The organism is Methylocapsa acidiphila B2 (assembly GCF_000427445.1).
Taxonomy (GTDB): Bacteria; Pseudomonadota; Alphaproteobacteria; order Rhizobiales; family Beijerinckiaceae; genus Methylocapsa; species Methylocapsa acidiphila.
Window position 1 is genome coordinate 1858936 of the sequence record NZ_KE386496.1, and the last position, 14277, is coordinate 1873212.

A 14277-nucleotide genomic window follows, 5' to 3' on the forward strand; every position below is an offset into this window, starting at 1 on the left:
CATGCACCATTTTGAAATGAAGAACGGCGTGCTGCACGCCGAAGACGTCGATCTCGCCGCTCTCGCCGCCGAGGTCGGCACGCCTTTCTATTGCTATTCGCTGGCGACGATCGCCCGCCATTACGACGTCTTCAAATCCGCTTTTGCCAGCCTCGATTCGCTCGTCTGCTACGCCGTCAAGGCCAATTCCAATCAGGCGGTCCTCACCGCATTGGCGCGGCGCGGCGCCGGCATGGACGTTGTGTCGGAGGGCGAGCTGCGGCGCGCGCTCGCGGCGGGCGCGGACCCCGGCAAGATCACATTTTCCGGAGTCGGCAAGACCCAAGGGGAAATGGCCTTCGCGCTCGATCGCGGCATTTTCTGCTTCAACGTCGAATCGGAACCGGAGCTTCACGCTCTATCGAGCGTCGCGGCCGGCAAAGGCGTGGTCGCCCCGGTCGCAATCCGCCTCAATCCCGACGTCGACGCGAAGACCCACGCCAAGATCTCGACAGGAAAGGCGGAGAATAAGTTCGGCATTCCCGTGAGCCGCGCGCGGAAGGTTTTTGCCGAGGCGGCGGCGCTGCCGGGACTGGAGGTCGCCGGCGTCGATCTCCACATCGGCTCGCAAATCACCGATCTCGCCCCCTTCGACGACGCTTTCAGCCTCGTCGCCGATCTCGTGCGCGAGCTACGCGCCGACGGACGCGCGATTTCGCATGTCGACCTTGGCGGCGGCCTCGGCATTCCCTATAGCGACCGGGACGACCCGGAAACCTATCATCCCGACCGCTATGCAGCCATCGTCAAGGCAAGGCTCGGCAATCTCGGCTGCCGACTGATTTTCGAGCCCGGCCGGCTCATCGTCGGCAATGCCGGGGTTCTCGTGACCCGCGTCATTTTCGTGAAGCGCGGCGAAGCCAAGACCTTCGTGATCGTCGACGCGGCGATGAACGATCTGGTCCGCCCGACCCTTTACGAAGCGCATCACGACGTCGAATCCGTCCGCGCCGCGCCTCCGGGAACGCCAGAGATCGTTGCCGACGTCGTCGGTCCCGTCTGCGAGACCGGCGATTTCCTCGCGCTTGGGCGCAAGCTGCCGGAGCCTTCGCCGGGCGATCTTCTGGCGGTCATGTCCGCCGGCGCCTATGGCGCGGTCCAAGCCGGGACCTATAATTCACGGCTGCTCGTTCCCGAGGTTCTCGTCAGCGGAGCGCGGGCGGCCGTCGTGCGCCCGCGCAAAACATACGAGGAATTGATCGGACTCGACAGAATTCCGGCTTGGTTGGACTAAATAATCTGCGCCATTCTCTGGCGCTCTGCCGTTAAAGTGCTAGCTTTTCCGCTTTGTCGCCGCGGCCAGGTCTGAGGAGATAAGTCAGCTGGCGTTGGAACAGCCACTTTCATCGCGGTCCGAGGCCTCGCCTCAGGGTCCCGCAAGACGACGTCTCGATCGCCTCGCGGCGAGGGGCCGCCTCGTCCTTTTGCTGGAGCGCGTCTGGCGTCTCGTCACGCCGCCTCTTCTCGTGATCGGCCTGTTCATTTGCGTATCCTGGACCGGGATTTGGCTCGGAGCTCCGAGCCTCGAGCGAAGCCTCGGCGTCGGTCTCTTCGGCCTCGGATTGCTCGTTTCCCTCCTTTCCTTGCGCAAGTTCCGCTTTCCCTCGCGCGCCGAGGCTCTGGCGCGGATCGACCGAGTCTCGGGCTTCGCCCATGGTCCCGCCCGCGTCCTCGAGGACCGGCTCGGCAATGGCGAGGACGACGCAGCGACCCGCGCCTTGTGGGGCCTCCACCAGCGCCGCGCGGAGCAAAAGCTCGGCTTGCTTAGAACCGGCGCGCCCTCGCCGCGTCTGGTCGATCTCGATCGCTACGCCTTGCGCGCCGCCATACTCGCGAGCTTGGTCGCCATGGCCTTCGTCGCGGGCCCGGAAAGATACGCTAGGCTCGCCGCCGCTTTTGAGTGGCGCTTCGAGGGCATGTCGCGTCCGGGCGCGCGTCTCGACGCCTGGATCGATCCACCCGCCTATACAGGCAAGACGCCGATCATTCTCGATCTCGGCGCCGCTCGGGCAGAGGCTGCCCAGAAAGTCGAGGCGCCGGCCGGCTCTCTCGTCATTGTCAGTGCATCGGGCGGCGCGCCGAGGCTAGAAATAAAAGGCGCGCTCGCCGCGCCGGAGAAGGATAAAGCCGACACTGCCGTACCGCCGCCCTCTCCTCCGGCGGCAAGAAGCGGCGCGGCGACGCGGCTTGTCCTGCGCGGCGACGCCCACCTTACGCTCGGCCTGCCCGACGGGCGCACCCGCGCCTTCGATCTGATCGCAATCCCCGACCAGCCGCCGACCATCGCCCTCACCGACGTCCCCCGGACCAATGCGCGGGGTTCGCTGACGCTCGCCTACCAGCTCGCCGACGATTATGGCGTCGTCAACGCCGAGGCCGGATTCGCCCATCCGACCCTGCCGGGCGGACGGCCGGCGACGCGCTCCCTCGTCGATCCGCCGCGTATTTCGCTCACGCTGCCGCCGGGGCCCCAGTCCGGCGGCGAAGCCGAAACCACGGCTGATCTCTCCGAGCATCCCTGGGCCGGCGCGCAGGTCGAGATGACCCTGATCGCCCACGACGAAGGCGGCAATGAAGGCAAGGCTCAGCCGATCGAAATCGTCCTTCCGCAAAAGCCTTTTGTGAAGCCTCTCGCCCGCGCGCTCGCGGAACAGCGCCGCAACCTCGTTCTCGCGCCGGACGACAAGGCGAGGGTCGAAAACGCGCTCGAAGGGCTGATGATCGCGCCGGAGGCCTTCGGCACGAGCGCTAGCATCTATCTCGGATTGCGGACGGCGCTGACTCGGCTGCAAACTTCCGGCAATGACGCGGATCTCGTCGCGGTCGCGGATTTCCTCTGGGAGATGGCGCTGCGCATCGAAAACGGCGATCTCTCCGACGCCGAGCGCGATCTTCGCGCGGCCGAACAAAGCCTGCGCGAGGCCCTGGAGCGCGAGGCGCCCGAGGAGGAGATTCGCAAGCTCAGCGAAAATCTCCGCGCCGCTATGGACAAGTTCCTCAGCGAGCTCGCAGGACGGAGGCAGGAGCAGGCGGACCGGAACGATCGCGGCGGCGAGGCTGGTCGGACGATCAATCCGAAGCAATTGCAGGCCATGCTCGACAAGATGGAGCAAATGGCGCGCTCCGGCGACCTTGCCGACGCCCGGAAAATGCTGGAGCAGCTGCAAAATATTCTCGAAAATCTGCAGGCGGCGCGGCCGCACAAGGCCGATCCGCGGACGCGGGAAATGAGCCGCGCGCTCGACGAGCTTGGCGAGATGAGCCGCGACCAGCAGGATTTGCGCGACGAGACCTATCAGAACGGCGAGGAAGACAGGCGGAGGCAAAGGCGCCAGCAAGAGCAAATGGGCCTGTCCGGCCAATTCGGATCAGGCGATCGCGCCGACGACGGCGACGAGGCGGACCAGCGAAACGCCGCGCCCAAGAAATCATCGCCGCAGAGCGACGCCAAGGCGGGCGAGCTCGCCAAGCGCCAACAGGCGCTACGCGAGCGTCTCGACAAACTCGAGCAGCGGCTGCGGCAGTTGGGCCAGGACGAAAAGGATCTCGACGAGGCGCAGGACGCGATGAATGACGCCGCGAAGGCGCTGGGCCAAGGCGCGCGGAGCGGCGAGGAAGCGGTCGAGGCGCAGGGGCGCGCCGTCGACGCCTTGCGCGAAGGCGCGCAAAAGCTCGCCGACGCCATGCGACAGCAAGGTGAGGGCGGCGCTTCGGGCGAGGCGCAAGACGGCGATGGCGAAGGCGAGGAAGGCCAAGGGGGGAACGGCCGTTTCGGCCAGGAGGACTCAGACCCGCTGGGGCGGCCGACGAGCGGCGATCGGGTATTCAATCCGCGCGCTCGGTTCGATCCCATGGGGGCGCCCGCGGCGCAACGCGCCCAGCGCGTCCTCGAGGAATTGCGCCGTCGCCTAGGGGAGCCCGCGCGTCCGCAAGAGGAGCTCGATTATCTGGAGCGCCTTCTGCGGCGATATTGACCCTCGAGCGCGCTCCAATTGGACGAAATCTTCCAATCGAGAAGAACGCGCTCCGGATCAAAGAGTTGGACCATGTTCCAATCGAAAAAATCGATCAGTTTTTTCGGAACATGCCGTTATCGATCGCGCCCGCTGCGGCGTCGCGCGCCTAATGGCGAGATTTGATCACGATCTCGCCGCGCCACAGCTTTCTAGAGGAACAGCCCTTTATGAGATTAGCTTGCAATCTTCTCGTCGCGACCTCTCTGGGCGCCGTGGTCGTCGTGCTTCTGCTGGGCCTCTACAACACGTTGCGCGGCGGTCCCGCGAACCGGTCGCAGCTCTTCATGCGTTGGCGGATCGGACTTCAATTTTTCGCCATCGTCCTCATCATGGGAGTCCTCTGGCTGCGCGGCTGAAATTCAGAGCCGGCCCTTAACGACTGCTCGAACCCGCGCGACGGCACCGTTTCGGCTCGGCGCACCGCAGGCTCGCCGGCGCACGATTGAGAAAATCCAGTCGGGAATCTCCAAGACAGCGGAACAGCCATGGTCGTCTTGAACAAGATCTACACGCGGACCGGCGACAAAGGCGCGACCGCGCTCGGCACCGGCGAACGCCGCCTGAAAAACGATCTCCGGGTCGAAGCCTATGGCGCGGTCGACGAAACCAATTCGGCCATCGGCCTCGCCCGCGTCTCGACCACGATGGACCCCGAATGCGCCCGGGTCGACGCTATGCTGCTCTGCGTGCAGAATGATCTCTTCGATCTCGGCGCCGACCTTTGCGTCCCCTCGTCGGACGCTGCTCCGGGTCGCGAGCCTTTGCGCATCGTCCAATCGCAGGTCGATCGGCTCGAACGTGAGATCGACGAATTGAATGCCGATCTCACGCCTCTCTTGTCTTTTGTGCTGCCGGGCGGCTCCCCTGCGGCGGCGGCGCTTCATCTCGCCCGCGCGATCGCGCGACGCGCAGAGCGGCGGATCGTCTCCCTCGCGCAATGCCCCGGCGAGATCGTCGGCGAGCCCGCGCTCAAGTATGTCAATCGCCTGTCCGACTTTTTGTTCGTCGCCGCGCGCCACGTCAATCGCAAGGGAGAAGGCGATATTTTATGGGTGCCGGGGCAAAATCGATAAGGCGCGATCGGCTTTACGGCGGAGTTAATCTCGATCCGGCGATCCGCCGATCGGAACGCGCTCAAGATGCGCGAAGGACCCCGGCGCTTTGGAGCGGCAGCGGGGCCCTGCTTCGGCGTTCCGAAGCGATCTGTACTGTTGCAGATGATGTCGTCTGAAGGAGACGCCCGCCTTAGCGAACGCTCCAATTTGAAGATTTGGCTTGTCCGACGCTACCGATGAGGCCTAGCCTTCAGGCCTTGGCGACGTCGTGACCCTGTCGCCTCAGGGTCAAATAATCCGACCAGGTGGAGTCATGGCTCCTCGCTTGACGTGACGTTGGAGATTGACGTGACGTAGACGCGTTCCTGACGAGACCTTTCTTTGTCGATCGCCGTTCCCATTAACGGCGAAAGCAACGTTAACGTGCTCTTGTCATGCCTCTATGTCAATTGTGACACACGGTCGCTGGCCACGGGGATCGAAGCCGGCCTCGGCGCTCAATCCGGCGCGATCGAGACATAACGGCCATAATGGGCGGCGAGCGCATTCGGCTCCCAGCCGCGCAATTTCGTCGAGACGAGATACGCGGATTTATAGGTCAGGAGAACGAGATAAGGCTGTTCGTCGAGCAGCAGGGCCTCGGCCTCGCGCAGAAAGCGCCGGCGGCGCTCCGGCGAGGGCTCCGTCGTCGCCTCGCGCATCAGCGCGTCATAGGCTGCGTTGGAAAAATTCGACGAATTAAGGCTCTTATTGTCGCTCTCGGCGAGAAAGAGAAAATTCTGCGCGTCAGGATAATCGGCGAACCAACCCGACCGCGCGACGTCGAACGCGCCCTTCTCGCGCATAAACGCGTAATGGCTTGCGGCGTCGGTTCCGAGAAGCCTAGTCTCGACACCAAGCGTTTTCCACATATCGGCGATCGCGACAGCCGTCGCACGATGATTTTCCGAATTGTTGAAGCGGATCTCGACCTCGAGCTTTCGTCCGCCTTCGCCGAAGCCCGCCTCGCGCAGCAGACGTTTGGCCTCATCCTCACGATCGAAAAGGCTCGTGCTTTTCCAGGCGACGGCACAGGGCGGACCGTAGCTCGAAATGCCCGGCGGCACGAAGCCATAGGCGGGCTCCATCGCGCCGCGCCAAATTTTTTCTGCGAGAAACTCGCGATCGACGGCCATCGAGAGGGCTTGGCGAACCCTTCGATCATTGAAGGGTTCGCGGCGCGTGTCGAAAACGTAAAAATAGCTGGCGAGGCTCGGCGCGATCCGCAGTTGCGCTCCCAAATGCGCCCGTACGAAAGCCAGCTGCTCGGCCGGGACATCGTCATAGGAATAGATCTCGCCCGCCATGAAACGACGCAGGCCGGCGGCGCGGTCTTCAATGGGTATAAAGATCTCGCCGTCGAGCGCGACTTGCGCCGCATCGTGAAAATAGGGGTTTTTGGCGAGGACGAGCTGGTCGTTCGGTGTGAACGCCTTCAGCCTGAAAGGACCATTCGTCACGATATGGGCCGGCCGCACGAAATCCGCGCCATAGGCCTCGACCGAGGCGCGATGCAAAGGCAGAGCGGTCATATGGGCGAGTTGATCGATGAAATAGCGCGCCGGCCGCTCAAGCGTGATTTCGAGCGTGGCTTCTCCCAGGGCCCGCGCGCCGAGGCTCTCCACCGGCAATCGACCCTTGTTGATTTTTTCGGCGTTCTTCAACGTGTAGAGAATATTGGCGTAGGGCGCGCCTGTCGCGGGCGCCATCAGCCGGCGGAAGGCGTAGACGAAATCCTCCGCGACGACCTTGTCGCCATTCGACCATCTCGCATCCTCGCGAAGGTGAAACGTGTAAATGGCGCCGTCGGCGCTTTCGGTCCAGCTTCGCGCGACGCCCGGAACGATCGCCCCCCGCGCGTCGCGGGTGACGAGCCCCTCGAAGAGCTCATCGAGAACATCGCTCTCGATAACCTTGGTCCCCTTATGCGGATCGAGCGATCCAGGATCGGCGAGCGCGCCGCGCCGCCAAATCATTTCCGCCCGTAATTCGTCAAACTGACTCGCGACAAGCCAAGCGGGCAAAAGAAGGAGAACGAGCCGAGCCGCGGTGCTGAAACTCCCCGTTGCGCGCATCAGACAAGGCCTCAGACGCGCGCCAAAGGAACTTTGTGCTGCGCAACCGGAATTTGCCGCCGCACCGTCTTGACCCGATCGAGATCGATCCGCGTCGAGACGACGCCCGCGCCGTCCGAGGCTTTGGCGACGACATGGCCCCAGGGGTCGACGACAAGGGAATGGCCGTAGGAATGGCGCGTCTCGTCGCCGATCTTATGCGCGCCTGTTTGGGCGGGGGCGCAAAAATAGGTTTGCGTCTCGATCGCGCGGGCGCGGCATAGAACCTCCCAATGATCCTTCCCGGTTTGCTGGGTGAAGGCGGCGGGAAGCACGATCATTTCCGCGCCTTTGGCGACGAGAACCTGAAACAAGTCGGGAAATCTGATGTCGTAGCAAATGGAGCAGCCGACGATCATGTCCTCGCAGGGATAGACCGCGACCGCCTCGCCCGGTGCGAAGGCCGCGCTCTCGCGATATTCGGTCCCGTCGGGGGCGGTAATGTCGAACATATGGATCTTGCGATAGCGCGCGATCTCGGCGCCGTCGCGGTCGAAGACAACGGTCGTGTTGCGCAGCCGCTCCTCGCCTTCGGCCTTTTCCAGGATCGATCCGGCATGGATGAAGACGCGATGGCGACGCGCGAGTTCCTGCATGGCGCGATAGGCGGGCCCCTCGGGCAGCCGCTCGGCGGCCGCTTCCTTGTCGGCGCGACGACCGCCGATGAAGTCGAAACATTCTGGCAGCCCGATCCAGTCCGGCCGCTCCTCGGCGACGGCCTGCTCGATCAGCCTGGTCGCGGCGGCGATATTCGCCGGCTTGTCGTTGATCGAATTCATCTGGATCAAGGAAATTTTCATCTCACGCTCCGCTGAGGCCGGGCGCCGTCATGATAGTCCATTTTGGACGATCGCGGATGGGTTCGATCGAGAAGTGGATGCAGGCGCGAATGGGCGGGTTTCGGGACGTTTCGAGTGCCTGCCCGGCCTCTTGGGCGCTCGCCGCGCAAGCCGAGACGAGACATAAGGCTCGATCGCGCGATTCCAATAGATGCGTTTTCGAAACCCGCGCCGAACTACCGCCGCGAACGATCGGAAACGGCGGCTGGCTCGGCCGCGGCCCATGATCGGGAAGGCTGGAAGGGCGTTCGCTCCGCCCCGGAGATGGGTTCGTTCGAACCCTCGTCGAATGATCGGAAACCGCCCGCAGGCGATGCGAACGACCCCTGCCCCTATTACGCTGAGACTGGCCTGTGCGCCCTGGGCACGCTCGCAGACAAAAATGCGATGCGCGCCAGCGCATCTAGCAACAATGAACCGGTCAGACCATTCGCGATGTGCGCCAGCGCACATATTGATGAAAGCGACGCACCTATTGTGCAAACACTTCAGCACGCAGATCTTAATCCAAAAATTTTAGCACGTACCTAATTTTGATCCAGGGCGGCGCCGGATCCGACTGAATGTCGGCGGCGCCGCTTTTTTGCGTTCGAGGCGATGCAAGCCGACGCAGCGCGGCGGGTCGCCCTCTTTGCGCAGCGCTCTGGACGAAACGCGGGCCAACCGATATTGGGACATTGAGCGATGGACAGGCAAGACGCTCGTCCTTGCGCGCGTCTCGATTGGACGGGGCCGTCTGATCTGAAGCATGCTCCAGGAAGTCGATCTAAATCAAGGACTTGAAGCTGGCCCGATCGCAAAGGCCTATCGCCTTTTTCGAGCGCCGCTCAAGTCAAGCACGAGGTTGATTATGAACGCATCGGCCAAGATGTCGTTGAAGCAGAAAGTCATCTTTTTCGCTGTCCTGATTATCGGCGCGATTATTTGGAAATTCGGCTCCGTCTATTTTGTAAAGTCCGAGCCGGAAGACGACTCGCCCTATGAAGTCGAGCAGATGGACGTCAAGCCGATCCAATCGCCCTGACCCGCGTCCCCATCGGACGACGCGGCGATTCAAAATTTCAGTTTCGATCGAGCCGGCGCGAATTTGGTCGCCTGCGTTGCGGCACGAGATCCGCCGGATGGTTCCGCGCCCGCCCTCGAATCAACGCGATCTTTCCACATCTTCGCGCCATGAGCGGTTCAAGACGCTCCAGACGCGTCGGACAGGAGGGAGATTCGAGTTGAAACGCGCGCTTGCAATCATGATTGCGATCATCAGCTTCTCGTGCATCTCCGCCGTCGCATCCGCGCAGGAGCGTCTCGGCGACGGCGCGATGGGAGCGCTCGCGGGCGCCGTGGTCGGCGGCCCAATCGGTCTGGTCGCCGGCGGCGTCATCGGCTATACGGCCGGCCCGGGAATCGCCAACAGCTGGGGTCTCCGTCATCACCATAAACGTCGGCATTACGCGCATCATCACGGCTAGCCGGCGCAATAGGACGAAGCAAAAGCGTTTCACCGCGTCTCTTTTATCAGACGCGTCGCCGCCGCCCTCGCCTCGTCGGTGACCGTGGCGCCGGCGAGCATGCGCGCGATTTCCTCGCGCCGCGCGTCCTTGCTGAGATCAGTCACCCGCGTTGCGACCCGACGCCCGCGCTCGGTCTGATCCTTGGCGATGCGGAAATGACCCTCCGCGCGGGCAGCGACTTGCGGCGCATGGGTCACCGCCAGCACCTGCACGCGCGATGCGAGCCGCTCCAGTCTGTGCCCGATCGCATCGGCCACGGCGCCGCCGACGCCGGTGTCGATCTCGTCAAACACGAGCGTCGGGGCGGAGCCCTTGTCCGCGAGCACCACCTTGAGCGCCAGCATGAAACGCGCGAGTTCGCCCCCCGATGCGACTTTCATCAGAGGACCCGGCCTCGTTCCCGGATTGGTCCGCACCCAGAACTCGATCTGGTCGCGCCCTTCCGCTCCGGCGGGCTCGACGCCGATCTCCGTCGAGAACTGCGCGCCTTCGAGCTTCAACGGGGCGAGCTCGGCGTTTACGGCGCGGTCGAGCGCGCCGGCGGATTTCTTTCGCGCCTCCGACAAGATCCGGGCGGCGGCCTCATAGTCTGCTTCCGCGGTCTTGACTGCCTCCTGGAGCTGGAGAAGTCTGGCTTCGCCGGCGTCGAGATCGGCCAGGCTCGCGGAAAAATTTGCGGCAAGCTCCGCCAAGGCCTCGACCGGAACCGAAAATTTACGGCCGGCCGCGCGCAAGGCGAAAAGCCGTTCCTCGGCCTGCTCCAACTCGCGCGGATCGTAATCAGCGTCGCGCAGCGCTTGCTCGAGCGTCTGGGCCGCGAGATCGAGCGCCGTCAAAGCGGCGTCGAGGGCTTGCGCAGCCGGCGCGACGAGGCCCGGCGCCAGCTCTCGCCGACGCTCGAGCCGTCGCAGCGCCGAGGAGAGGCTCGCAAGAGGCGATCCGCCGCCGGAAAGCATCTCATGCACGTCGCGCAGCTCGGCCGTCACCTTTTCGGCCTGCATCATAGCCGAGCGTCGTTGCGCCAAAGCCTCTTCCTCGCCCGGTTGCGGCGAGAGCCTGTCTAGCTCGGCGAAGGCATGGCGAAGATAATCCGCCTCGACGCGCACTTTTTCGACGCGCGCCTGTTCTCTGAGGCTTTCGGATTTCGCCTCGCCCAGCCGCGCATGTGCGGCGCGAACGGCGGCGCATTGCGGACCGAGCCCGCCATAGGCGTCGACCAGCTGCCGATGGGTGCTCGCATTGACGAGCGCGCGATCGTCATGCTGCCCATGAATTTCGACGAGCTCGCGGGCGATCGCCTTGAGCGCCTGGGTCGTGACCCGCTGATCATTGACGAAGGCCCGGGTGCGGCCGTCCGCGAGCTGAACCCGGCGCAGAATCAGGCCGCCATCAACCTCGATGTCTTGGGCTTTCGCCGCGGCGATCGCCGGATGGCGCGCGTCGAGCTCGAAGACCGCCGTCACCTGGCCTTGCGCCTCGCCATGTCGCACCAGCGCGCCGTCGCCGCGCGCGCCGAGCGTAAGGGAAAAGGCGTCAAGCAGGATCGATTTGCCGGCGCCGGTCTCGCCGGTCAGCACGGTGAGCCCCGAGCCGAGCTCGAGATCGAGCCTGTCGATGAGAACGATGTCGCGGATGGAGAGCTGAACGAGCATGGGGTCGAACTCTCCCCCCGGTCGGCCCGCGAAAGCCGCGTCTAGCCGAGACCCATTTTATGAAACGCCTTGGAGATCCAGGAGCCCTGGTCCTCGTGCGGCTCTAACCCGTCGCTCTGGAGGCGCGCATAGGCGTCCTTGTACCAGACCGAGTCCGGGAAATTATGACCGAGCACGGCGGCGGCCGTCTGCGCCTCATTGGTGATGCCGAGGGCCAAATAGGCCTCGGTCAGCCGCATCAAGGCTTCCTCGGTGTGGCGGGTCGTTTGATATTTCGCGAGAACCTCGCGGAAGCGATTGATGGCCGCAGCGTAATTATGCTGGTTAAGATAATAGCGCCCGACCAGCATTTCCTTCCCGGCGAGCTGATCGCGCGCGACTTGCAGCTTGTAGCGCGCATCTTCCGCATATTCCGATTTCGGATATTTTTCGAGGATCAAAGCGAATAATTCGGCGGCCTTCGCGGCCCGGTCCTGATCGCGGCTGATTTCCGGGATCTGATTATAATAGGACATGGCCTCGAGATAATAGGCGTAGGAGATGTCCGGCGACGAAGGATAAAGCTGAATATAGCGCTTGGCGGACGCGATCGCGTCGTCATAGCTTCCGGCTTGATATTGGCTGAAGGTGGTCATCATCAGACCTTTCCTCTGCCATTGCGAATAGGGATATTGCTTATCCAAATCGGCGAATTTCTTCGCCGCCGCCGCATAGTCCTTCTTCTGCAGACGAGCGAGGCCCTGATTGTAAAGGTCGTCCGCAGGGACGTCGGGAACGATCTCGGTCTTATATTTCTCGCCGCCGAAAATATTCAAAGGGTTGAACGAATCGGCCGACGAACAGGCCGAGGCCGACAGGGCCAAAGCCCCCGCCGCCGCCAGCCGGAAGCCGCGAGCCGCCGCGCGGGGCAGAACCGTCGCCCGCCGCTCGATCATGTTTGACGCGTCATTCATGCGTTTCGCTCGATCATCGCCAAAAAGCCAATCGGCCCGAAAGCTTCCTAACCCAACCAGCGCCATTCCGCCAGCTTCGCCCTCGTTAGGTGCGGCGACTAAACGGCATTAGTGTGGCGGCGGCCATCAAGGGTCGAAATTCGATGGCGGCGGCCGCGGCCTGCGTCTCCCCGGCCGGCTCGACGATCGCGAGCGGGACGCCGGCCGAAAGCTGGCACCCCTCTTTTCTGAAAGCGCTTTTCGTCCTTAGCTCGACTGACGACGAAGGAAGGCCGGAATCTCGAGCTGATCCTCCTCGCTCGAACGCTGCTGATAATGCCCGCGGCCCTGCTGATCATATTGCGGCTGCGGAGCCCTCTGCGGCGCCGGCGGATGGGCCCGCTTGCCGGCATATTCGGCGTGAACGGCGTTGGGAGCCGACGGCCGCTGCGCCGGCGCGGGCTGCGCTTGAAGCTGCGGCCGCGCCTGCGGCGCGGGCCTCTCGTGAGAAGCCGGGGCGCCTGACTCTTCGGCCCGACCGGCGCCGAAGGAGGCCAGTCGTTCGAGCAGCGAGCGGCGCTTGACCTCGGGATGCGGCTGCGCCTGCATCTCGCCGCGATGCGCGCGCATTTGATTTTGGCCGGGCAACGGCAAATCGTCGATCTGCGGCATTCTCTGCTGCCGGATCACCGGAGAATCTGGCGCGCTCGGGATGAAGGGACCGGATTCGAAATGGTCGTCATAGTCGCGATTTTGCTGCGGATTGCCGAAATGATGCGCTTGGGGCGCCGGCTCCTGGAGATAGACGGCGTGTTGCGGCCCGTTTGGCCCGGGGCCGAAATTCGGCTGCTGTGCGGGCGCAATGCGCTCCTCGTTCAGAAGCGAGTCCCGCCGCGCCGCGGCATGGGTCTCGATCGAGGGAACCGGATGCTGCGCCTGCAGCGGATGCGCGCCTTCGCCTGACCGCGCGGCGGTTTGCGCCCGCAAGCGGTTCGCCACCTCGGTGATGCGCGTTTCGGCGGCGTTCAGCTCATAGGCGTCCACGGGATGGTCGATTCCGGTCGCGACCACCGACACGCGGACGATGCCGTCGAGGCTTTGATCGAAGGTCGCGCCGAGAATGATGTTGGCGTCCTCGTCGACCTCCTGGCGGATCCGGCCCGCCGCTTCATCGACTTCGTAAAGGGTCAGATCGTTGCCGCCGGTGATCGAGATGAGGAGTCCGCGCGCGCCCTTCATGGAGACTTCGTCGAGCAGCGGATTGGCGATCGCGGCTTCGGCGGCAAGGATGGCCCGGCGGTCGCCGGTCGCCTCGCCCGTGCCCATCATCGCTTTGCCCATCTCGCGCATGATGGCGCGGACATCGGCGAAATCGAGATTGATGAGGCCTTCCTTCACCATCAGATCGGTGATGCAGGCGACGCCGGAGTAGAGAACCTGATCCGCCATCGCGAAAGCGTCGGCGAATGTGGTCTTCTCATTGGCGATGCGGAACAGATTCTGGTTCGGGATGATGATCAGCGTGTCGACCGCTTTTTGCAATTCGGTGATGCCGGCCTCGGCGACCCGCATCCGCCGCGCGCCTTCAAACTGGAAGGGCTTGGTCACCACGCCAACGGTCAAAATGCCCATGTCGCGGGCGCAGCGGGCGATGACCGGTGCCGCCCCGGTGCCCGTGCCGCCGCCCATGCCGGCGGTGACGAAGACCATATGCGCCCCGGCGAGGTGATCGCGGATCTCCTCGATCGCCTCCTCGGCCGCCGCGCGCCCCACTTCCGGCTGCGACCCGGCGCCCAATCCTTCGGTCACCTGCAGTCCCATCTGGATGATTCGCTCGGCCCGCGACGAAGTGAGCGCCTGGGCGTCGGTGTTGGCCACGATGAAATCGACGCCGACCAGACCGGATACGATCATATTGTTGACGGCGTTGCCGCCCGCGCCGCCCGTGCCGCATACCATGATGCGCGGCTTTAGCTCCCGGAGCTCCGGAGCTTTGAGATTGATCGTCATCGTCTGGCCTCTCGACGTTGGAGCGCCGGTCAGGGTCGCCCAGGGTTCACATCTTGTTATTTTCAACGAAGAT

The 14277-nt window shown here is 63.8% G+C and carries 11 protein-coding genes; 6 read left to right on the plus strand and 5 right to left on the minus strand.

The window, feature by feature from the left end:
* Position 1: 1 nt before the first annotated feature.
* The 4 genes from lysA (at position 2) to METAC_RS0110970 (ending at position 5128) form a co-directional block, all read left to right on the plus strand.
* The gene (gene lysA, locus METAC_RS0110950; protein WP_026607063.1) at positions 2 to 1273 is read left to right on the plus strand and encodes a diaminopimelate decarboxylase; all 1272 of its coding nucleotides are present in this window, start codon (positions 2 to 4) and stop codon (positions 1271 to 1273) included.
* A gap of 94 nt (positions 1274 to 1367) precedes the next feature.
* Positions 1368 to 4013, plus strand: coding sequence for a TIGR02302 family protein (locus METAC_RS0110955; RefSeq protein ID WP_036255475.1), 2646 nt, complete (start codon positions 1368 to 1370; stop codon positions 4011 to 4013).
* A 209-nt stretch (positions 4014 to 4222) separates the two neighbouring features.
* Complete coding sequence (locus tag METAC_RS0110965; RefSeq protein WP_026607065.1) at positions 4223 to 4411, plus strand: twin transmembrane helix small protein; 189 nt, start codon at positions 4223 to 4225, stop codon at positions 4409 to 4411.
* 129 nt (positions 4412 to 4540) lie between these two features.
* A complete protein-coding gene (locus METAC_RS0110970) occupies positions 4541 to 5128 on the plus strand; it encodes a cob(I)yrinic acid a,c-diamide adenosyltransferase (protein WP_026607066.1) in 588 nt (195 codons plus the stop codon).
* Positions 5129 to 5607: 479 nt separating this feature from the next.
* Here the strand turns inward: METAC_RS0110970 and METAC_RS0110980 are convergent, their stop codons facing one another.
* Both METAC_RS0110980 and METAC_RS0110985 read right to left on the minus strand, forming a co-directional pair.
* Complete coding sequence (locus METAC_RS0110980) at positions 5608 to 7125, minus strand: peptide ABC transporter substrate-binding protein (protein ID WP_084143976.1); 1518 nt, start codon at positions 7123 to 7125, stop codon at positions 5608 to 5610.
* A 110-nt stretch (positions 7126 to 7235) separates the two neighbouring features.
* On the minus strand, positions 7236 to 8063 hold the full coding sequence (locus METAC_RS0110985) for a carbon-nitrogen hydrolase family protein (RefSeq protein WP_026607068.1): 828 nt from the start codon (positions 8061 to 8063) through the stop codon (positions 7236 to 7238).
* A gap of 889 nt (positions 8064 to 8952) precedes the next feature.
* On the opposite strand from METAC_RS0110985, the gene METAC_RS26470 reads away from it, so the two are divergent.
* Together METAC_RS26470 and METAC_RS23255 are read left to right on the plus strand one after the other, a co-directional pair.
* Positions 8953 to 9126, plus strand: coding sequence for a hypothetical protein (locus tag METAC_RS26470; RefSeq protein WP_156898187.1), 174 nt, complete (start codon positions 8953 to 8955; stop codon positions 9124 to 9126).
* A 199-nt stretch (positions 9127 to 9325) separates the two neighbouring features.
* Positions 9326 to 9568: a hypothetical protein gene (locus METAC_RS23255; protein WP_156898188.1), complete on the plus strand. Its 243-nt coding sequence runs from the start codon at positions 9326 to 9328 to the stop codon at positions 9566 to 9568.
* Between the two features lie 29 nt (positions 9569 to 9597).
* Here the strand turns inward: METAC_RS23255 and recN are convergent, their stop codons facing one another.
* From recN to ftsZ, 3 genes are all read right to left on the minus strand, one after another.
* The gene (recN, locus tag METAC_RS0111010; protein ID WP_026607071.1) at positions 9598 to 11262 is read right to left on the minus strand and encodes a DNA repair protein RecN; all 1665 of its coding nucleotides are present in this window, start codon (positions 11260 to 11262) and stop codon (positions 9598 to 9600) included.
* Positions 11263 to 11303: 41 nt separating this feature from the next.
* Positions 11304 to 12215, minus strand: a complete 912-nt coding sequence (locus METAC_RS23260; protein WP_245257466.1) for an outer membrane protein assembly factor BamD — start codon at positions 12213 to 12215, stop codon at positions 11304 to 11306.
* A gap of 246 nt (positions 12216 to 12461) precedes the next feature.
* Complete coding sequence (gene ftsZ / locus METAC_RS0111020) at positions 12462 to 14204, minus strand: cell division protein FtsZ (RefSeq protein ID WP_026607072.1); 1743 nt, start codon at positions 14202 to 14204, stop codon at positions 12462 to 12464.
* Between the last annotated feature and the right edge of the window lie 73 nt (positions 14205 to 14277).

Excerpts from the sequence above, each read along its gene's own strand:
- lysA (WP_026607063.1), top strand. The coding sequence starts at position 2 with ATGCACCATTTTGAAATGAAGAACGGCGTGCTGCACGCCGAAGACGTC.
- METAC_RS0110965 (WP_026607065.1), top strand. The coding sequence starts at position 4,223 with ATGAGATTAGCTTGCAATCTTCTCGTCGCGACCTCTCTGGGCGCCGTG.
- METAC_RS0110970 (WP_026607066.1), top strand. The coding sequence starts at position 4,541 with ATGGTCGTCTTGAACAAGATCTACACGCGGACCGGCGACAAAGGCGCG.
- METAC_RS0110980 (WP_084143976.1), bottom strand. The coding sequence starts at position 7,125 with ATGATTTGGCGGCGCGGCGCGCTCGCCGATCCTGGATCGCTCGATCCG.
- METAC_RS0110985 (WP_026607068.1), bottom strand. The coding sequence starts at position 8,063 with ATGAAAATTTCCTTGATCCAGATGAATTCGATCAACGACAAGCCGGCG.
- METAC_RS26470 (WP_156898187.1), top strand. The coding sequence starts at position 8,953 with ATGAACGCATCGGCCAAGATGTCGTTGAAGCAGAAAGTCATCTTTTTC.
- recN (WP_026607071.1), bottom strand. The coding sequence starts at position 11,262 with ATGCTCGTTCAGCTCTCCATCCGCGACATCGTTCTCATCGACAGGCTC.
- METAC_RS23260 (WP_245257466.1), bottom strand. The coding sequence starts at position 12,215 with ATGAATGACGCGTCAAACATGATCGAGCGGCGGGCGACGGTTCTGCCC.
- ftsZ (WP_026607072.1), bottom strand. The coding sequence starts at position 14,204 with ATGACGATCAATCTCAAAGCTCCGGAGCTCCGGGAGCTAAAGCCGCGC.